The organism is Dyella sp. PARNA 12/25 (genome assembly GCF_055702865.1).
On record NZ_JBVQCI010000001.1, the window covers coordinates 383,206 to 403,181 of the forward strand.

18 protein-coding genes are annotated in these 19,976 nt (G+C 63.0%); 8 read left to right on the forward strand and 10 right to left on the reverse strand.

What is annotated here, in order from left to right:
• Positions 1-62: 62 nt before the first annotated feature.
• From AC0GUR_RS01740 to AC0GUR_RS01770, 7 genes are read right to left on the reverse strand one after another with little or no spacing between them, the layout of a single operon-like run.
• The gene (locus tag AC0GUR_RS01740; RefSeq protein ID WP_472875739.1) at positions 63-1,271 is read right to left on the reverse strand and encodes a M24 family metallopeptidase; all 1,209 of its coding nucleotides are present in this window, start codon (positions 1,269-1,271) and stop codon (positions 63-65) included.
• On the reverse strand, positions 1,268-2,866 hold the full coding sequence (locus AC0GUR_RS01745) for an aldehyde dehydrogenase family protein (RefSeq protein WP_472875740.1): 1,599 nt from the start codon (positions 2,864-2,866) through the stop codon (positions 1,268-1,270). Before AC0GUR_RS01745 ends, AC0GUR_RS01740 begins: the two co-directional genes overlap by 4 nt.
• 1 nt (position 2,867) lies before the next feature.
• Positions 2,868-3,773, reverse strand: a complete 906-nt coding sequence (locus tag AC0GUR_RS01750; RefSeq protein WP_472875741.1) for a dihydrodipicolinate synthase family protein — start codon at positions 3,771-3,773, stop codon at positions 2,868-2,870.
• A 14-nt stretch (positions 3,774-3,787) separates the two neighbouring features.
• On the reverse strand, positions 3,788-5,062 hold the full coding sequence (locus AC0GUR_RS01755; protein ID WP_472875742.1) for an FAD-dependent oxidoreductase: 1,275 nt from the start codon (positions 5,060-5,062) through the stop codon (positions 3,788-3,790).
• Complete coding sequence (locus AC0GUR_RS01760; protein ID WP_472875743.1) at positions 5,055-5,300, reverse strand: (2Fe-2S)-binding protein; 246 nt, start codon at positions 5,298-5,300, stop codon at positions 5,055-5,057. Before AC0GUR_RS01760 ends, AC0GUR_RS01755 begins: the two co-directional genes overlap by 8 nt.
• The gene (locus tag AC0GUR_RS01765; protein ID WP_472875744.1) at positions 5,297-6,409 is read right to left on the reverse strand and encodes an NAD(P)/FAD-dependent oxidoreductase; all 1,113 of its coding nucleotides are present in this window, start codon (positions 6,407-6,409) and stop codon (positions 5,297-5,299) included. Before AC0GUR_RS01765 ends, AC0GUR_RS01760 begins: the two co-directional genes overlap by 4 nt.
• Positions 6,406-7,347 (reverse strand): 4-hydroxyproline epimerase, encoded by a 942-nt coding sequence (locus tag AC0GUR_RS01770; protein WP_472876280.1) that lies wholly within the window; start codon positions 7,345-7,347, stop codon positions 6,406-6,408. The genes AC0GUR_RS01765 and AC0GUR_RS01770 overlap by 4 nt, the downstream gene beginning before the upstream one ends.
• A gap of 147 nt (positions 7,348-7,494) precedes the next feature.
• On the opposite strand from AC0GUR_RS01770, the gene AC0GUR_RS01775 reads away from it, so the two are divergent.
• Positions 7,495-8,235, forward strand: a complete 741-nt coding sequence (locus AC0GUR_RS01775; RefSeq protein ID WP_472875745.1) for an AraC family transcriptional regulator — start codon at positions 7,495-7,497, stop codon at positions 8,233-8,235.
• Between the two features lie 56 nt (positions 8,236-8,291).
• Here AC0GUR_RS01775 and AC0GUR_RS01780 read toward each other — a convergent pair whose 3' ends face one another.
• On the reverse strand, positions 8,292-8,672 hold the full coding sequence (locus AC0GUR_RS01780; RefSeq protein WP_472875746.1) for a YXWGXW repeat-containing protein: 381 nt from the start codon (positions 8,670-8,672) through the stop codon (positions 8,292-8,294).
• 461 nt (positions 8,673-9,133) lie between these two features.
• Here AC0GUR_RS01780 and AC0GUR_RS01785 point away from each other — a divergent pair, with 461 nt between their 5' ends.
• From AC0GUR_RS01785 to AC0GUR_RS01805, 5 genes are all read left to right on the forward strand, one after another.
• Positions 9,134-9,763, forward strand: a complete 630-nt coding sequence (locus AC0GUR_RS01785; RefSeq protein WP_472875747.1) for a TetR/AcrR family transcriptional regulator — start codon at positions 9,134-9,136, stop codon at positions 9,761-9,763.
• Positions 9,760-10,695 carry an alpha/beta hydrolase gene (locus AC0GUR_RS01790; protein WP_472875748.1) on the forward strand — a complete coding sequence of 312 codons (936 nt, stop codon included), beginning with the start codon at positions 9,760-9,762 and terminating at the stop codon, positions 10,693-10,695. The genes AC0GUR_RS01785 and AC0GUR_RS01790 overlap by 4 nt, the downstream gene beginning before the upstream one ends.
• A gap of 256 nt (positions 10,696-10,951) precedes the next feature.
• Complete coding sequence (locus AC0GUR_RS01795) at positions 10,952-14,419, forward strand: methylmalonyl-CoA mutase family protein (protein ID WP_472875749.1); 3,468 nt, start codon at positions 10,952-10,954, stop codon at positions 14,417-14,419.
• Between the two features lie 15 nt (positions 14,420-14,434).
• A complete protein-coding gene (locus AC0GUR_RS01800) occupies positions 14,435-15,031 on the forward strand; it encodes a 2'-5' RNA ligase family protein (protein WP_472875750.1) in 597 nt (198 codons plus the stop codon).
• Between the two features lie 618 nt (positions 15,032-15,649).
• A complete protein-coding gene (locus tag AC0GUR_RS01805; protein WP_472875751.1) occupies positions 15,650-16,321 on the forward strand; it encodes a glutathione S-transferase in 672 nt (223 codons plus the stop codon).
• Between the two features lie 197 nt (positions 16,322-16,518).
• Here the strand turns inward: AC0GUR_RS01805 and AC0GUR_RS01810 are convergent, their stop codons facing one another.
• Positions 16,519-16,698 carry a hypothetical protein gene (locus AC0GUR_RS01810; RefSeq protein ID WP_472875752.1) on the reverse strand — a complete coding sequence of 60 codons (180 nt, stop codon included), beginning with the start codon at positions 16,696-16,698 and terminating at the stop codon, positions 16,519-16,521.
• Between the two features lie 429 nt (positions 16,699-17,127).
• Here AC0GUR_RS01810 and AC0GUR_RS01815 point away from each other — a divergent pair, with 429 nt between their 5' ends.
• Together AC0GUR_RS01815 and AC0GUR_RS01820 are read left to right on the forward strand one after the other, a co-directional pair.
• Positions 17,128-17,835, forward strand: a complete 708-nt coding sequence (locus AC0GUR_RS01815; protein WP_472876281.1) for a polysaccharide deacetylase family protein — start codon at positions 17,128-17,130, stop codon at positions 17,833-17,835.
• Positions 17,832-18,944: a glycosyltransferase family 4 protein gene (locus tag AC0GUR_RS01820; protein WP_472875753.1), complete on the forward strand. Its 1,113-nt coding sequence runs from the start codon at positions 17,832-17,834 to the stop codon at positions 18,942-18,944. The genes AC0GUR_RS01815 and AC0GUR_RS01820 overlap by 4 nt, the downstream gene beginning before the upstream one ends.
• 125 nt (positions 18,945-19,069) lie before the next feature.
• On the opposite strand, the gene AC0GUR_RS01825 is transcribed toward AC0GUR_RS01820, so the two are convergent.
• Positions 19,070-19,720, reverse strand: a complete 651-nt coding sequence (locus tag AC0GUR_RS01825) for a hypothetical protein (protein WP_472875754.1) — start codon at positions 19,718-19,720, stop codon at positions 19,070-19,072.
• Positions 19,721-19,976 lie beyond the last annotated feature (256 nt).

Consider the following 19,976-nt stretch of genomic DNA (forward strand, 5'->3'; position numbering starts at 1 on the left):
GAAGCGGTGAAGCTGCAACGTGATGGTCGCGCACAAGTGCGCTCCTACAGTTGGTTTGGAGATCACGCGAAGGGTTGGTCGATGGCAGGCGAGGGCGGGGTGAACCAGGCGGCACCTTCCTCCGTGACGTAGAAGTGATCCTCCAGCCGCACACCGAATCGATCCGGCACCACGATCATCGGCTCGTTGCTGGCGCACATGCCAGGCGCAAGCGCAGTCTGGTCTCCACGCACGAGGTAAGGCGTCTCATGGATGTTCATGCCGCAGCCGTGACCGGTGCGATGCGGGATGCCCGGCAGTCGATAGTCGGGGCCAAGGCCGGCCTTCTCCACCACGATGCGCGCGGCGCTATCCACCGACTCGCAGGTCACGCCCGGGCGAACCGCGTCGAACGCGGCTTGCTGTGCTGCCTGTTCCAACTCCCAGATACGCGCCTGTTCCGCACTAGGCTTGCCGAAGATGTACGTGCGGGTGATGTCGGAGTGATAGCCCTGCACCGTGCATCCGGTATCGATCAACACCAGCTCGTTCTGTGCGAGGTATTGCTCGCCCGGCACACCATGCGGGTACGCGGTGGCCTGGCCAAATTGCACGATGCAGAACGTGGAGCCGTTGTCGGCACCCATGGCGCGGTGCGCTTCGTCGATGAAGCGCACCAGCTCGGTGCGACTGATGCCTTCGCGCATCAGGCCGGCCGCGAAGCGATGCACTTGAAGCGTCATCGCGGTGGCCTGCTTCATCAACGCCAATTCGGTCAGCGACTTGCAGATGCGGCAGCCGTTGACGATGGCGCTGGCATCCACCAAGGGTTTGCCGCCAAGTGTTGCGCGTAGGCGTTCTGCGACGAAGAAAGCGGCTGCCGGGTCCAGCGCAAGATTGCCGGCGCCGCACTCGCGCAGTGCATCGGCAACCAACTGGTACGGATTCTCGTGCTCTTCCCACAGGCGCACATCGGCGGGGACCAGCAGCACGCGTTCCAGCGAGCCGACTTCAAAGGCTGGGCAGATGACGATGGGCGCGCCACGCTGGGTGATCAACATGCCGACCAGCCGCTCGCTGGCGGCCCATGCCACGCCGCTGAAATAGCGCAGTGAGGTGCCCGCCGTGATCAGCACCGCATCGATGTTGTGGCTGCGCAGCAGGGCACGGGCCTTTTCCAGTCGCTGCTCGTACTCGTCTGCGCTGATCGGGCTCGCAGGCGTGGCCCATGGCGTCAGGGAGGCGCGTGCCTGGGTGATGTCGAGACCGCCAATCTGTCCGTTTGAACTCATCCGAGACATGCTCCCTGGTCAATATCTTCAGTGGACCAACCACCATCGATGCAGCGTGCCACGCCGCCCGGGTTGTGGTCACCCAATTCGGGCGGCAGCTGATGCTCGGGCACGTTGTCGTAGCAATGCAGTGCGGTGAAGCGCTGTATGGCCGACGGCATGCCTACCGCCGTAAACCCTGGATGACTGGTGCTTGGATACGGGCCGCCGTGATTCATGGCAGCACTTACCGCCACGCCAGTGGGCATGCGGTTGCCAATCAGACGTCCAACGCGCGGACGCAACGCCGAGGCAATCCGCTGCCATGCATAGTCATCGCCGCCGTTGGAAGCGGCGTAGATCGTGCCGGTGAGATTACCTTCGAACGCCGCGGCGACGGCCACCATTTGCGCCAGGTCATCAGCGCGAATCAACAGACTGACCGGGCCGAAGGCTTCAGTCTGCAAGACTTTCGGTTGACGAAGGAACTGTGGCGCATCGACGCTGAGCAACGTCGGCGCATAGCGATGGCCGGGGGCGCCCGCGTCTCCACCGGTCAACAGGTCGGCGCCAGCCGAGCGCAAGCTTGCGACACCTTTCTGCAGATGCTCAAGCACCCCACGCGAGAACAACACGCTCGGAGCGGCACCTGCGAAATGCGATGTGGCGGCAGCAACGAATGCGTCGCCCGCGGCGTCGCGCGGCACGATCACTACGCCAGGGTTGGTGCAGAACTGGCCACTGCCCATGGTGCACGATGTGAAGAACTCCTGCGCCAGTGCCACGCCGCGTTCCGTCAGTGCGCGGGGCAGCAGAAACACCGGGTTCACACTTGAGAGTTCCATATAGGCCGGAACACCCGCTGCATCGGCGGCGGCCTTGAGGGCGAGGCCCCCAGCGCGACTGCCGGTGAAGCCAATCGCGCCCAGGCGTGCATCACCGGCCAGCCGGGCACCGATGGCATGGTCGAAGTGGTAAAGCATCTGCACCGACGCTGGCGGAAGGCCGGCCTGCTTCAAGGCCGTCACCGTCAGTTGCGCCAGTCGCTCGCTGGTCGCCGGGTGTGATGGATGGGCTTTCGCAATCACCGGATTGCGCGCAGCGATGGCCGACGCGAAGTCGCTACCCGCGATCGCGTTGAAGGCGAACGGGAAGTTATTGGGCCCAAACACCAACACGGGCTTCGATAGCGGCGCGCGGTGCGAGCGCAGCTTGGCGGCAGTGTCGATCACTGGCTGCGTCCACGCATAAGCGCGTACGGCCTTGGCGGCCTGACGCAGCTGGTTGGTGGTGCGCGGCAATTCCACAGCCGCAAGACGCGGCTGCTTTGGTAGGGCCGTTTCCGCGTTGGCCAATGCCACCAGCGTGTCCGCATCGGCCTCGATGGCAGCGGCATACGCCTCCAGAAACGCAGCGATGCGTTCCGGTGGCGTAGCCGCCAGCGCATCGGCAGCCGCTGTTGCCGCCGCGAGCGCGGCCTCCACATCGGCTTCGCCGCAGATGGGGAAGGCGGGGCCGATGGGTTCACCGGTAGTGGGATCTTCCGCACGGAACTCATCCACCACCTCACGTGCCGCGCACCACTCGCCGTTGATCAACAGAGGCTGCGTTGCCATGTCAGAGTACCGGTGCGTTGGCGATGGCGTGATCGATCACCTGCATGGCCGCGTCACGCTCTGCTCCCGTGATGACAAGGCGAGGCGCACGCACGCGTTCGCTGCCAAGGCCCACTTTCTCCTGCACCAGTTTGATGAGCTGGACGAACTTGGGCACGGTGTCGAGTCGAAGCAGGGGCAGGAACCATGCATACAGTTCGGCAGCCGCATCGGTACCACCATCGCGCGCCAGCTCGAACAGCTTCACCGACTCCTTGGGATAGGCATTGACCAGGCCGGCGATCCAGCCGCGTGCGCCCATCGCCACGCCTTCGACGATCGCATCGTCCATGCCCACTAGCAGTTCCAGGCGGTTGCCCAGCAAGGAACGCAGCGCGGCGAAGCGGCGTACGTCGCCTGACGATTCCTTCACCGCCTGCACGTTCGGGTATTCGTGCGCGAGCTGGGCGATCTGCTCGGGCGAGAAGTCGGTTTTGTAGGCGATAGGGTTGTTGTAAAGCATGCACGGCAGATCGGTGGCGCTGATCACGGCCCGCAGATGGGCACCCATCTCGCGCCAGTCAGTGGAGTACACATACGGCGGCAACACCATCAGGCCTGATGCGCCCAGTGCCTTGGCTTCGCGCGCCAGACGCACGGCTTCGTCGGTGGAAAGGGCGGCAATGCCGGGAATCACCGGCGCACGGCCTTCCAGCGCGTTTACCAACGTGCGGATGATGGCCAGCTTCTCGTCGAAACTCAGCGTGGCGGCTTCGCCCAGGGAACCCAGTGGCACGATGCCGGTGCAACCGCTGTCGATCAGCGTGCGTGCATGCAGCGCGAGAAAGCTGTGATCGACCTGGCCATCGGCAGTGAAGGGCGTGGTAATGGCGGGAATCACGCCGCGCCAGATGGAAGCGTTACTCATGATCAGCTACCTCGTTAATCGTCGGAAGAGGGGAACGTCGTGAGACCAGCCAGCGTGGCCAGCCGGGTGGGAAAGACAGGTGGGCGTGCGCCATTGCGTGGAAAGCGCCCGAGCTCGGCAAGCGCCGTACCGCAGATGCGTCCCTGGCAGGCGCCCATGCCACAGCGAGTGACGAGTTTGGCGGAGCGGGCGTCGCTGAAACCGTCCAGTTCGCCGAGCGCGACGTCTTCGCAGCGGCAGATCAGCGTTTGTGCGTCGGCCAGTTGGTGCAGGCGCGGGTCGAGCGCGAAGTGATGCGCGAGCAGGGCGCCGAAGTGTCGCTCCTTGTCGCGCCGTGGAAGCAGTGCGGTTGCGGCTTGCGTTTGGCCTGCCGCCATGTACCCTGCGATCTCGCCTTCGATGCGCGCTACGCCAAGTCCACCGATGCCACCCGCCTCGCCGGCAGCGAAGACGCCGGCAACACTGGTTCTCAACAGCGCATCCACCTGGACGCGAGGATGGGCTCCCTGATGAACCAGCGCGCAGCCGAGCAGTTGCGCCAGTTCGACATTGGGCACCAATCCGTAACCGACGCCGATCAAGTCGCAGTCGACGCGCTGGCTACCGTGTGGACTGTCGATGTCTACGCGGTTCAGGGCTTCATCGCCGTACGCACGGCGAACGAAACTGCCGAAGTGATACGGCACACCCGCCAGGCGCGTGCGCAGGCTAAACGCCTGCATCGCCTTGGCAGGCCAATGCATGAGCTGGCGCGCAAACGCATACGCGTTGGTCGCGGGCGCCTGTTCATAGATGCCGAGAAGATGGGCACCGTGCGCGCGTAGCGTAGCCGCGGCGGCGAGCAGCAGCGGCCCGCTGCCGGCGATCACCACGCGTTTGCCTGCCACGGGCCAGCCTTGTTTTGCCAAGGCCTGCAGCCCGCCTGCGCCGGTGACGCCTGGCAGGGTCCAGCCTGGAAAGGGCAGTAGCAGTTCACGTGCGCCGGTAGCGAGAATCAGCGAGTCGTAGCTCAACAAGCCGGCACCGCTCGGCGTCTCCACGCGCAGTGCGGACGGCTCAACGGCCACCACGCTGTGTTGCGAAAGCAGTTCCACCTTGCCCAGGCTGCCAATGACATCACGTGCTTCGCGCGGTGCAGGGCGGCGCACGTCATGACGCCATATCTGCCCGCCCGGTCGCGCTTGCGCGTCGAGCAGGCCGACCCGTGCGCCGTGCGCCGAGGCGGCGCGCGCTGCGCTCAAGCCTGCCGGGCCTGCGCCCACCACGAGAATGTCGTAGCGCTCAGTCATCGGTTCGCACCTGCATGCCTTCGCTCACCGGAGTCATGCATGCTCGGAGGTGCGGCACGCCATCGATGTTTACCCTGCACTCGAAACAGACACCCATGCCGCATAGTGGCGCGCGCGGCGTGCCGCTGACCGAGCCACGAAAGTGCAGGGTGACATGTGCCATGGCCGCCGCCACGCTGGCGCCCGCCGGCACTTCCACCGGTTGCCCGTTCACGCTGAGTCGAACCGTGGCGCTCATGCCGCCATCCTCGATGGGGCATAAGGGGTGGGATCAATGGCCGGCTCGCGGCCGTGGATCAGATCCATCAACAGGCGCGCGCTACCAAACGCGGTGGTGACACCGAGGCCTTCGTGACCCGCTGCCACCCATTGATTCGTGGTTCCGGGCACCGCGCCGAGATACGGGCGGCCATCTGGTGTGGTGGGGCGAAAGCCGGTCCAGACGCGCAGTGCCTGCAGCCGGCGAAGGGACGGCACAAAGGCGAAACTGCGTTCCAGCATGCGTTGCACCATGGACGGCGAAACAGAAGCATCGACCGCACTGAACTCTCGCGACGAACCGATCAGGATTTGTCCCGTAGGACGCGGCTGCACATTGAACGCAACGCTGCTGTCGGCGTCGCCGTGGGCGCTGTCGGCGTAGCCCAGTTCCAGTAACTGATGGCGCAGCAGATTCGGGTAACGCTCCGTGATGACCAGATGCCCCTTGCGCGCGCGCATCGGCAACATCGGCAGCAACTCGGGCAGGGCGCATCCCGTCGCCACCAGCACGGGGCCGCTCAATCGGGTGCGATCATCCAATTGCACGCCACTGCTGAGCAAAGCCTGTGCGCGGCGGCCCGCATAGAGGCGGGCACCACGCGATTGCGCGCGCTGCACCAGATAACGCGCCACACGCGGCGGATATACCACCGCCTCGCGTGGCACCAGCATGCCGCCGCTCAAACCCGGCACCAGCGCGGGCTCCAGTTCGTAAAGCGTTGCGGCATCGATGAGGTGGGCTTCAACGCCGGCAGCGCCGAGTCGCGCAGCACGCGCCGCGGCAGCCCGGCGATCGGTATCGCTGCGTGCCACCCACAAGGTGCCGCAACGACTGAACTCCGCTTCCTTCAGGTCTGCAAACGCTTCCCAGTGCTGCAGTGAATAGCGCGCCAGCGCCAGCTCGGCCGGGTCGTCATCCATCGCCACCAGATGGCCCATCGCTGCGGCCGTCGCACCGCCGCCGATCGGGCCGGGTTCGACCAGCGCCACGCGCAGGCCTTCGGCACTGGCTGCATCGGCACAACTGGCGCCGATGATGCCGGCGCCGATCACGATCAGGTCATAGCTGGCGATCGCGCCACTCATTCCGCGCCGCTGCCCCAGGTGAATTCGTCGGCTTCATCGATTAACAGCGTCGCGCGTGCCACCACATGGGCGGTGCCGGTAATGCGTGGCAACACACCGTGCGTACCGGGCTGGTATTCGCCCTCGAACACACTGCCGAGAATGCTTTCCTGTCGCCACACCTCACCCGGCGCGAGCTTGCCGTCGGCGGCAAGGCAGGCCAATTTGGCACTGGTGCCGGTGCCGCAAGGCGAGCGGTCGTAGGCGAAACCGGGGCACAGCACGTAGTTGCGGCCATGCATGCCGCTCACCGGCGAATCAGTGTTGATCTCGATATGGTCAATTTCGCCACCATCCGCACCGGTGATGTGGTTGGTTTCAAGCGCGAGGCGAACGGCTTCGGTAAATGCCGTCAATTCGCGATGATTCCCGATCACCAAAGGTGCAGGCGTGTTCTTGGTGATGAAGAACCAGTTGCCACCCCACGCGATGTCGCCGGTGACCTCGCCATAGCCGGGCACATCGACGCGCACCGCGTTGGCGTGCCGATAACTTTCGACGTTGTCGATGGAGACGCGCCCGTCCTCGTGCAACTCCGCGCCGACCATGCCCACCGGTGTTTCGATCCAGTGATGACCGGGTGCGATGCGCCCCATGTGTTGCAGCGTGCGCACCAGACCGATGGTGCCGTGGCCGCACATGCCGAGGTAGCTGACGTTGTTGAAGAAGATCACGCCCGCGCAGGCCTGCTCACTCTGCGGTGGCAGCAGCAGGGCGCCGACCACGGTGCTGGACCCGCGCGGCTCGCAGGCAATGGCGCTGCGCCAGTGGTCGAACTCGTTGCGGAAGCGCTCGCGCTTCTCCATTGGCGTGCCGACGCCGAGGTCAGGAAAGCCAGAGATGACGACACGGGTAGGCTCGCCGCCGGTATGGGAGTCGATCACGTCGATGGTGTGCATGCTGGTCATGCTCGCGCCGCGGGCCATCGGCGGTCTAGAAAAGCTTGCCCGGCTTCGATGCGGAATTCGGCACAATGGATCACGCCATCCGCCATCCTTGCTGCAGGTGCAGCAAGGACTTAACCGCTAGCGCTACTATCCACCGATATGAAGATTTCAGCCGACGAACTGGAAGTGCTGTTCGACGCGTTACCCGACGTGGTGTTCTTCGTGAAGGACAGCCATGGGCGCTACACCCACGCCAATCAGACGCTGCTACGGCGGCTGGGGCTGAAGCAGCGCAGCGATGTCATCGGCCGCAGCGTGACGGAGCTGTTTCCCGCCGCGTTGGGTGGCTCCTATGCCACACAGGACCGTCGCGTGCTCGCAGGCGAGGTGATCGACAATCAGTTGGAAGTCCATATCTCGCCCAATCGCGCGCCGGGTTGGTGCCTCACCTGCAAGCGCCCGCTGGTGGAGCGCGGCAAGGTGCGCGGCGTCGTGGGCATTTCGCGCGACCTGGGTAAGCCGGACGGCAGGCATCCCACCTACCAGCGCCTGGGGCGCGTGCTGGCGTACCTGCAAGAGCACTACGCCGAAAGCGTTCGCGTTGGCACACTGGCCGCGCTCGCCGATTTGTCGGTGGCGCAGCTCGAGCGCCATTTCCGCAAGGTGTTTCAGCTGACGCCGCAGCAGTTGCAGACAAAGCTGCGTATTGAAGAGGCGATGCGTCGCCTGCATGGCAGCGACAGCGTGGCGGCAATTGGTCTGGCTTGCGGGTTTGCCGATCAGAGTGCGTTCGCCAGACAGTTCAAGGCGACCGTGGGCATGACGCCGAGGGACTACCGAAGCATGGCCGCGGCCACGACAGAAGGGCGTCGAATGCCCTCCGCCGGTTCAGCGACCTGAGGCCAAAAAAAGCCCTGCGTGAGCAGGGCTTTTCTGTACGGCTCGGCAGCGGCTTATCAGCCAGCCACCCACACACCTACGTTGAGGTGCCAGCCGTCGTTGCGCTGCACGTAGTGCGGGTGCACGTAGTGGTAGCCCGGGTGCTCGGGTTCCCAGTGGCCATGCATGGCGACGTACTGGCGGCCGTCCCAGTGCCAGTAGCCGCGGGCCCAGACATAACCGTCGCGACGCGGCGGTTCGACTTCCACCACCTGCACCGGCGGCGGCTGCGGAGCGATCACTTCGACATATTCGCGCTGCACCACCTGCTCGCGCTCCACCACAACCGGGCGCTCCACCACCACGGTGCGCGGACGGGGAGCCGGATGCTCCACCACGCAGCCACTGGCCAGCAGGGTCAAACCAGACAGGGCGATGAGACGAAAACGGATCGACATAGATGACGTGCCTTTGTGAAAGGAATGTGAGTGCAATAAGGGAAAGATGACGTGCTTGGCTTAGGCGTACCTTTCTATTCCTGATCTTTTTTCCATCCGTTTTTGCTTGAATGGCAAGGACTTGCGACGCTCCTCGGAGCCTCCTGCGGTGGTGTTTTCACCCATGTGGACGCTATGTGATTGACCTTGCTCGGAGAGTCGCTGTCGGCGTTGGCCGTCAGTGGCTTCCGGTGTCGCAAGTTGTTGCTTCGGTGTTTCCAAAACCCCTTGCCGGGTACAAGCCGGCGCTCATGCTCCTTCGCTGTAGCCACACTGGGCGGCCTTGTGTCGGGGAACGGAGGATTTCGGTGTCTGTTGACGCCTGGGCCCAGACTTGTTCAGCTTCGCGTGGGCAGATCGACGCGATTCGTTCAGCAAACGTTGACGACAAAAGAACGAACGGTCGTGCTATTTTGTTGCCCATGAACAGCACCCCGACCGTCACAGGCAAGCGCGCCGCCACTCGCGAACTCATCCTTGACCACGCCTTTGAACTGGCGCGCCATGAAGGGTTGGAAGGCCTTTCCATCGGGTCGCTGGCGCAGGACGTGGGCATGTCCAAGAGCGGTGTCTTTGCGCACTTCGGCTCCCGCGAGGAGCTGCAGTTGGCGGTGCTGGAGGCGGCGCAGCTGCGCTTTCTGCAGAACGTGAAGTGGCCAGCCCTGAAGTTGCCGCGTGGTTTGCCGCGCGTGCGCGCCATCGTCGCCAATTGGGTGGATTGGGGGTGCGAGTACCAGAGCGGCTGCGTGCTGCTCAGCTCGGTGAGCGAATACGACGGGCGAGAAGGCCACCTGCACGACGCTGTCACCCGTCAGCAGGCGGGCTGGCGTCAGGAAATGTGCCGAGCGATCGGTCACGCCATCGAGAACGGCGAGTTGAGCGACACCACGGACCCAGCGCAGCTCGCTTTTGAAATCTACGCCCTGATGTTGGGCCTGCATCACGACGCAGGCCTGTTTGGTTTCGAGGAAGCGCGCCGGCACACGCTGGCCGCGTTCGACCGTCTGCTCGCCAGCTACAGCCCGGCATCGGGCCAGAGGACTGCGCCATGACTCGCCAAGCCACTACCGTTGTCAAACCTCATCACCGCCACGGCGCTTTCAAACTGGGCGCGGTTCGCGCTGGCTTCGCGGTAGGCGGGCGGCTCGCACCGGCCCGTACTGTCGATCAGGCGGTGCGCCTGTTTGTTACGCCATTCGCCAGTAGCCGTACGCGTGCGCAGCGGGCAGAGCCCGACGCCGGCATGCAACGAGGCGAGCTCACCATCCACGGCCGTCGCATCGCCACCTATGTCTGGGGTGACCCTTCGCGGCAGCCCTATGTGTTGCTGGTGCACGGCTGGTCCAGCTTTGGCCTGCGCTATCTGCCGTGGGTCGCTTCGCTGCGTGCGATGGGCTACGCACTGGTGTCGTTCGACCAGCCGGGCCACGGCAACAGCGAAGGACGCTATTGCACGCTGCCAGACTTTATCGACACCGTGCGCGAAGTAGGGCGTCACTTCGGCGATGCGGCCTTGACCATTGCCCATTCGTTGGGCGGTGCGGCCGCGGCACTTGCCCAGGGCGAGGCGTGGCATGCGCGGAAAGTCATCCTGATTGCGCCGGCCGCCGATCCGGTCGACGCCACCCGGCGTTTCAGCCGCTTCGTCCATCTTGGCCAGCACCTGTTTGGGCGCCTGCACGCCGGCCTGCAGTCGATGACCGGTGTGAACATCCACGACCTGCAGGTGCATCACCACCTCCACAGCCTCGGCCAGCCCGCGTTGATCGTGCACGACGTGGACGACCACGACGTGCCCTGGGGTGAGGGTGAGCGCTATGCACGCCACTGGAGCGGGGCGCGTTTGCTGAGCACCCAGGGGCTGGGGCATCACCGTGTACTCGACGCGCCGGAGGTGATCGAGGCGTCGCTGGCGTTCCTGAGGGGCGAAGTGGTGGGCGAGCGCGTGGTGTCGTCGCCGAACTTGCCATTTGGGGACAGCTGACCGTCAGCGAGCGTCCCGTGTAGGAGCGCACTTGTGCGCGACAGCCTTATGGCGCATGACGTGCCGGGCTACGGTCGCCCACAAGTGGGCTCCTACAGAAAACCATGCGCCAGATGCCCCGGGGCACGAGGGGATAGATCAATACCAGCGCGCACGGTTAAGCAAAAAACGACGTTGCCATCGCGCCGCAACATGTTCAGAACGTAAGCATCCATTAAAATCGGGGGTCCGACGCACCGCAGTCCCCGGAGTCCCCATGAGTTCCACCGCCCAGCACGTTCCCGCCAGCGCAGCCCAGGCGGAGACCCGCCCCCTGCGTTTTGTCACCGCCGCCAGCCTGTTCGACGGCCACGACGCCGCCATCAACATCATGCGGCGCATCATTCAGTCGCAGGGCGCAGAGGTCATCCACCTCGGCCATAACCGTTCGGTGGAAGACGTCGTGCGCGCCGCGCTGCAGGAAGATGCAGACGCCATTGCGCTGTCGTCCTACCAGGGCGGCCACGTCGAATACTTCAAGTACATGGTGGACATGCTCAAGCAGCATGGCGCTTCGCACATCCGTGTGTTCGGCGGCGGCGGCGGCACCATTACGCCGGAAGAAATCCGTGAACTGCAGGCCTACGGGGTCGAGCGCATCTATCACCCCAACGACGGCATGAAGCTCGGCCTCACCGAGATGATTCATGACGTGATGCATCGCACGCGCGCCGCTGCGGTGAATCGTGCCAAGGAAGCCGAAGCGACCACCGTCGCGCCGCGCGTCGACATCGACGATGAAATCTCCATCGGCCGCATGCTCTCCGCTATCGAAGAGGCCGAGCTGCCCGAAGGCGAGCTCGAGCACTTGCGCAAGCAGTGGAAGATGGCCGGCAAGCAGACGCCGGTGCTGGGCGTCACGGGCACCGGCGGTGCGGGCAAGTCGTCGGTGGTGGACGAACTGCTGCTGCGCTTCCTGCATGCCTTCCCGCAGATGCGCATTGCCGTGCTCGCGGTGGACCCGACCCGTCGCCGCAGCGGAGGCGCCTTGCTGGGCGACCGCATCCGCATGAACTCGCTGCGCAGCCATCGCGTCTATATGCGCTCCATGGCCACGCGTCGGCAGCACGCGGCAACCAGCGCGGTGCTGCGTGACTGCATCGATTTCCTCAAGGCCCAGCCGTACGACCTGGTGATTGTCGAGACTGCCGGTATCGGCCAGAGCGATTCGGAAATCGTCGACCTGGTGGATTTCCCCACCTACGTGATGACCAGCGACTACGGCGCCGCCAGCCAGCTGGAAAAGATCGACATGCTCGACTTCGCCGAGCTGATCGTGCTCAACAAGTTCGACAAGCGCGGCGCGGAAGACGCGCTGCGCGATGTGCGCAAGCAGTGGAAACGCAACCGCACTGCCTTCACGCTCACTGACGAACAGGTGCCGGTGTATCCCACCATCGCCAGCCAGTTCAACGATCCGGGTGTCACCTGGATGTTCACGAATCTGTGCCGTCTGCTGCGCGAGAAGCTCAGCCTGCCGGCAGACAAGTGGTCACCGAACCTCGACACCACGCTCAAGGAGCCGCGCGCCACCGTGCTGATTCCAGGCAGCCGCGTGCGCTACCTCGCCGAGATCGCCGAGCAGGGTCGTGGCATCAACAAGGAAATCGAGCGCGAAGCCGAGTTCGCCAGTAAGGCGCAGCACTACTTCGAGTCGCTGAAGGATCTGGGCGACCAGCACCTGCCGCGTCCGTTGGCTCGTTACGAGTCGTCCGCGCTGCACGAAGAGGGCGTGGACCGTACGCTGCTGACGCTGCGCCAGCGCTACAACGAAGCCATCAAGGAACTCAGCCACCACGCCATCCATCTGCTGCACGAGTGGCCGGCGCGCTACAAGTCGGTGACCGATGAGGTCAACGAATACAAGGTGCGCGACAAGGTGATCCGCGTGGAGAACTACCGCGAATCGCTGAGCCACCAGAAGATCCCGAAGGTAGCCCCGCCCAAAACCAAGGATTGGGGTGACCTGCTGCGCTTCCTGCAGCGCGAAAACCTGCCGGGTCACTACCCGTATACCGGTGGCGTGTATCCGTACCGCCGCACCGGCGAGGATCCCACCCGCATGTTCGCGGGCGAAGGCACGCCTGAGCGCACCAACCGCCGCTTCCACTACTTGAGCCAGGGCGGTGCAGCCACGCGCCTGTCCACCGCGTTCGACTCGGTGACGCTGTACGGCGAAGATCCCGCGCCGCGTCCGGATATCTACGGCAAGATCGGTAATTCCGGCGTCAATATCGCCACGCTGGATGATATGAAGAAGCTGTATTCCGGCTTCGACCTCAGCGCGCCGAGCAGCTCCGTGTCGATGACCATCAATGGTCCCGCGCCGATCATCCTCGCGATGTTCATGAACACCGCGATCGACCAGAACATCGAGAAACACCTGAAGGAAGACCCGGCACGCTGGGCAGCAGCTGAAAAGAAGATCGCCACGATGTTCCCGAATGGCCGCCCGCAGTACTCGGGCGACCTGCCGAAGGGCAACGAAGGTCTTGGCCTTGGCCTGCTCGGCGTCACTGGCGACCAGTTGGTCGATCCGGAAACGTACGCGCGCATCAAGGAAGACACCCTGCAAACCGTGCGCGGGACCGTGCAGGCAGACATCCTGAAGGAAGACCAGGCACAGAACACCTGCATCTTCTCCACGGAATTTGCGCTGCGCATGATGGGTGACATCCAGCAGTACTTTGTCGACCACAAGGTGCGCAACTTCTACTCGGTATCCATCTCCGGCTATCACATCGCTGAAGCCGGCGCGAACCCGATCAGCCAGCTGGCTTTCACGCTCAGCAACGGCTTCACCATCGTCGAGTACTACCTCGCTCGAGGCATGAACATCGACGACTTCGCGCCGAACCTGTCGTTCTTCTTCTCCAACGGCATGGACCCGGAGTACACCGTGATCGGCCGCGTGGCTCGTCGCATCTGGGCCCGCGCCATGCGCGAGCGCTATGGCGCCAGCGCACGCAGCCAGATGATGAAGTACCACATCCAGACTTCCGGTCGCTCGCTGCACGCGCAGGAAATCCAGTTCAATGACATCCGCACCACGCTGCAGGCGTTGTATGCGCTGTTCGATAACTGCAACAGCTTGCACACCAACGCCTACGACGAGGCCATCACCACGCCGACCGAAGAAAGCGTGCGTCGCGCGGTGGCCATCCAGATGATCATCAACAAGGAACTGGGCCTTAACTTCAACGAGAACCCCTGGCAGGGCAGCCATATCGTTGAAGCGCTTACCGACATCGTGGAAGAGGCGGTGTACAAGGAGTTCGAGGCGATCAGCGAACGTGGCGGCGTGCTTGGCGCGATGGACACCATGTACCAGCGCGGCAAGATCCAGGAAGAGTCGATGTACTACGAGCAGAAGAAGCACGACGGCAGCCTCCCGCTGATCGGCGTGAATACCTTCCTGCCAAAGGATCACGGCGGCGAGATCGCTACGGAGATCGAGCTGATTCGCTCGACGGAAGGCGAGAAGGGTCAGCAGATCGACAATGTGCTGGCGTTCGGCAAGGTTCGTAACGGGCTGGCGCCGGATAGTCTGAAGGTGCTGCAGAACACGGCGCGTGAGCGCAGGAATGTGTTTGAGCAGTTGATGGAGGCGGTGAAGTACAACTCGCTGGGGCAGATCAGTCACGCCTTGTACGACGTGGGTGGCGAATATCGCCGCAACATGTAAGCGAGGCGGTACGTGATGGGTGGTGATCTGTTTGGATGGACGGGCGACGAAGGGCTGGAGCCTGAGTGCGAGTACTTCTTTGCGCTGATGCCTGAGGGCCATGCTCTGCGGCGAATCGGCGAGCAGCGCGCACATGCGGTTCGCGCTGTGCAGGCGGCACGTCCTTCGCCCGTCGAGGACCATCGTCTGCATCTCTCGCTTTGCGCCCCGAAGACGCTGCAGCGTCTTCGGGCTCCGTTCGAGGAGTCGCTCAAGCGGGCGGGTGATGACGTGGTCGCTTCAACTTTTGGATTGCGCCTTGACGGGTTTGATACGTTCAACGCCGGCTTCGATCGGTCTTGCCTTGTTCTCCGTAGCGACGAGGCGACGACTGCACGTGTGCAGACGCTGAAGGATGCGATTGGCGAGGCGCTTTTCAAACATGGTTTTGGATGGGATAAGAGCAGCCTTTCGCCTCATGTGACTTTGTACTACGCGAGTGAAATCGCGCTGCCGGAAGGTATGGGTGAGCCCATTGATTGGCACGTGGATCGGTTTGTGCTGATTCGGAGTCATGTAGGGAAGCATCGGCATGATGTGATTGGGCGGTGGTCGTTGCGGGTGGCTGCTTAGGGTTTGTTGGTACTCGGCTTGGGTCGCGCGTTTTGATTTGGGGCTCGATATTGAGGCGCAGACAGGGTCCTGGCCTCATCGCCTCATCGTTGGCGTCATCCCCGCGAAGGCGGGAGGCGCTTTTCAACAGCCGAATGGCTGGTCATCCAGTGACTTTGCTTTTGGCTCTGGCCGGCTTCTCCGCCAGCGTGCCGCCTACGCGGCGGGCGTTTCGACCTTCTGCCGAAGGCCGAGTCACTTTTCTTTTGCTGGCCCAAAAGTCCCACGGGGATTAGCTTCACGTCAAAAGTAACCCAAAGAAAATGGCCTTAAGAGCGGGTTCGTCGCAGCGTCATGTTGAATAAGAGCCTTGGCGCTAACGAAGCTCTGAACCTCACGATCGCCCGACACGCGGTGCGGCTACACCGCAACGCGCCATCGCGGAGAGGACTTAAAGCGCTCGCCAGACTCGTTGCGCTTGGTAATTCGCGATGCACCTCACTTCCCCCTCTCCCCTCCGGAGAGAGGGCTGGGGTGAGGGGTGGGTGCTCGCGATAGCGCTCCGATCTGCGACACCCCGCGGAGACCTGCAACGCGCCCCATGCTAGCCTCAAGCACCTTTCACTGCTGCGGTGCCCCATGCTGATCGTCCACCACCTCAACAACTCTCGCTCCCAGCGTGTGCTCTGGCTGCTGGAAGAGCTGGGCGTGCCGTATGGGGTCCGCAAGTACCAACGCGATCCCAAAACCATGCTGGCGCCGCCGGAGTTGCGCGCGATCCATCCCCTGGGCAAGTCGCCGGTGATTGAGGATGAGGGGCAGGTGGTGGCCGAATCGGGGGCGATCATCGAATACCTGGTGGACCGCTACGACACCGGGCGTCTCGCGCCGCTGTCCGGTTTGCCCGAGCGGCAGCGCTTCACCTATTGGCTGCATTACGCGGAAGGCTCCGCCATGCCGCCGTTGCTGCTGAAGTTGGTGGCCTCGCGTATCGCCAATGCGCCTATGCCGTTCTTCGCCAAGCCCATTGCGCGGAAGATCGCCGCTACGCTGCAGCAGAGTTTTGTCGATCCGCAGCTGGCGCTGCATCTTGGCTATATCAACAACGAGCTGGCTACCACCGGCTGGTTTGTGGGCGATGAATTCAGTGCGGCAGATATTCAGATGAGCTTCCCGCTGGAAGCCGCCATGGCGCGTAGTGGCATGAATGCGAAGCTTCCGCACATTGCCGCGTTTGTCGAGCGCATTCGCAAGCGTCCCGCGTATCGCCGTGCGCTTGAACGCGGCGGTCCGTACACGTTGATCGGCTGACGCGCAACGATTCACATCCAGCGCGAGCGCGCCGCTGCACCAATACGGCGACTACGTTGTCCAGAAGGTTTGCAACCGGAGCCGCAGGTCCGCGATGGCTGCCCGCTTATCTGGCCTACGGTCTCCGGCTGCAAGCCTTCTGGACATCGCAGTCACGCGCAGTGCGTGTCGCGGCGCGAGGCGATGATGCCTGCCGGCTATAGTTGCCGAAGGCGTTGATAAGTCGGGTTGCGTGATGCAAACAGACGCCGCTGCGTCAGACACATCACGAGATAGAGCGAGCTGAGCGCCAACCCTCGCCATGTGCCGGCGTTGGTGTTGGGGTGGAACAGGAGTTCGTACACCGAGAACGCAAATAGCAGGGCTGCAGCCAGCATGCAAAGCCCCGCAGAGGCAGTGGGCGCTGTGTGCGTGTCATCGTCTTCATGCCGCCATTGTGTTGAGTCGCCTCGTAAAGAAGCGATGCGGTGGATCGTCTTCACCCTATAGAAAGCGTAAAGATCTTCTGCTGCCGTGCGTTGCCAAGGCGTCATCAAAGGTGATGGTCGGCACATTTCTCGGCGGCTGCTTTTGGGCGGCTATAACGCTTGTTGCGTTGATCACTTTCATAAGCAATGAGACGACCGCGCTCTTGCGTAAGTTGTGCGTCAGCCTGGCGCCATGTTTGCGTAAGGAAACGCAAAAAGTGCGAAAAAATGCAGTGAAAGCGCCCCAGATCCAGCCTCGTGCAAGGGATGGCAGCGTACGATGGATTTTCTACGTACGGTGGTTAGCTGTCAGGGCGTTTTGTGAAGATTCCGATACTGATGTATCACAACATCGCGCAGGTGCCTTCCGGTATCAGCGTCTATCGCAGCCTCTATGTGTCGCCAGCATCGTTTGCGCGACAGATGGGTTTGCTGCGCGCGTTGGGTTATCGCGGTGTGTCGATGGGCGATGCGATGCCTTATCTGCGCGGCGAGAAACAAGGCAAGGTCGCGGTCGTCACACTTGATGATGGTTATGTCGATAACCTGGAGTCGGCGGCGCCGATTCTGCGCCGTTACGGTTTTACCGCCACGTGTTATGTCGTCAGCAGTCGCATCGGGCAGTACAACGCGTGGGATGACGAAAAGCTAGGCATCCGCAAGCCGCTGATGACAGCCGAGCAGTTGCGCGCCTGGCATGTTGCGGGCATGGAGATTGGTGCGCACACGCGTACGCACGTGCGCCTGAGCCAATGCACCGACCAGCAGCAGGTGGACGAAATCGGCGGCTCGAAGTCCGAACTGGAAGACAAGCTCGGCGTCGCCATCACCCAATTCTGTTACCCGTATGGCGATTGTGATGAACGCGCGGTGCAGGTTGCCCGCCTTGCCGGGTACGAGGCAGCGACAACCACGCATCGCGGTCGTGCTTCTGCTGGCCCGCATACGGACTTCTGGCGGCTCCCCCGCATTCAGGTGGCACGCCATCACCTGTTGCCGCAGGTGGCGGCAAAGGTACTTACCGGCTACGAAGACCAACGCTCATGAAGTTACTTTTCGTTGGCACCAACCCAGAGAACACGGGCGCCGCAACGCACTTCGTCGCGCTGGCGCGGGCCATGGTCGAAGCCGGCCATGAAGTCGAATGCGTGGTGTCGCGCAAAGGGCTGATTGGCGAAGGCGTAGAGGCGGCGAATATTCCCACCTTCTACAGCACCTTTCGCAACGTCTATGACCTGCGCGGCTACACCAGTGTGTTGCAGCGTATCGGCAAGTTCTCTCCCGACTGGCTGGTGGGCAACTTTGGCAAGGAATACTGGCCATTAATCGCGTGTGGCCGCCTTACGCACACGCGAGTGGCGTTGTTTCGGCATCGCAATCCGCGCATGAGCAAGATTTCCGAGTACGGCATACCGCGTCTCGCGCAGCGCTTCATTGCCGTATCCGAGTATTCGCGCAACACCTACCTGGCATGGGGCGTCCCAGCTGATCTGGTGAGTATTTCCTACAACCCGATCGACACGACAGCGTTTCAGCCCGATCTGCAACGCCGCGCGCAGGTGCGGCGCGAGTTCGGTATCGATGAAGATGCCATCGTCATGGGCTTCACCGGACGCATGCATGGTGGCAAAGGCGTTGCCCAGCTGATGCAGGCGGTGAACGAAGCCATGCGGGTGCAACCGAAGCTACAGGCGCTCTGGGTAGGTAATGGCCCCGAAGAACATGTGTTGCATCAGATGGCGGAGCAAGGTGGCATGTCCACTCGTCACCATTTCACCGGATGGGTAGCCGATACCTCGCGCTATCACAACGCGTTTTCGTTTCTGGCGTTCCCTTCGGTGGAGCCGGAGACGTTCGGACGTGTTGCCATCGAGGCGGAAGCCTGCGGCGTGCCCGTGTTGGGCAGCGACATCGGTGGTGTGCCAGAAACCATGCTGGATGGTGTCACCGGCTATCTGATCGAACCCGGCAATATTGCCGCCTGGCGCGATCGCATCCTTGCCATGTGCGACGAAGTGCGGTGCAAATCGATGGGCGCCGCTGCGCGCACGTATGCCGCAGAGCATTTCAGCAATGCCGCGGTGGCTCGAGACTTCGAGCGCCTGCTTCGATACGGCAACGTCTCGCTACATCACCTGGGCCACGCGGCAATGTAACGCGTGTTGTTTTGCAAAAGACGGTGGCTTTCACCAGTCGTTGCCGTGTCGGATCAGCGCATACCATGATCAGAGCTGGGCGCTCGTTTCTTTAGCTGAAAAGCACTGCGATTCCTACGCTGGTATCAACGCAGGATGCCGTCCGCCCTCAACCTGGGTATCAAGGTATTGGCGAGGTCTCTGGTGGCCCTGGGTACATTGTCGTTAGATGTGCTGGTGGTCGACGCCAGCCAGACGACGCTCTGGGTGCGGGGATCCCATATGCTGGTTTCCAGCGTTACTTCCTCGCGCACCGTGACCGTAGGCGCCGTACTCCAGGCATTGCCATACCAGCCATAGAAACCGCCGCGACCCGGTCCGCGCCAGCCAGGTCGGCTCCAGCCACGAGAGCCCCACGGGCCACCCCACCAGTCAGGGCCGCGCGCCGGCACGCCGGGCGTAACGTTGACTCGTTGCTGCACGCTGACCGTGCGTGTCACCAATACTGCTTCGGCACCGCTGGTCTTGATCAGCTGGTCGAGCCTCGCCTCAGTGTCGTTCGGTCCGATCTGAGTGTAGCTGGCGGTTGCCCTCACGCCGGCAAGATGCAGCTGCAATACAAAGGTGTCCTCAAACAGGCGTCGCGTGCTGTCGCTGCTGGAAATGCCGACGACCAGAAAGTCGGTTGCCGGAGGACCTTGCCAGGTCGAATCCCTCCACTGGTTGCTTATGCTGACCGTCGCGCAGCCTGCGATGGTGGCAAGCAAGCTCAATGCAACAACAAGTAACAGTTTCATGGCCGTGTTCCCCGGGTGTTCGGAACGCCTGGCGCGATGGATGCGTAAGCCAACAAACGCCTCTCGCACGGCAGAGGATGACAGGTGAAAGGTGGGCGCGGTGTCTTTGACGACGCGCGGCCAGAGCTCCGTCCTATCGCGCCGTCTTCATGTCTTCTTCACGCCGGCATCTGCCGATGCTTCGGTTTCTCACGGCTCAGCAAACGTTTTGCGCCACTAGCAAACCTCGTTACACCATGCCGACACCCAACCTACT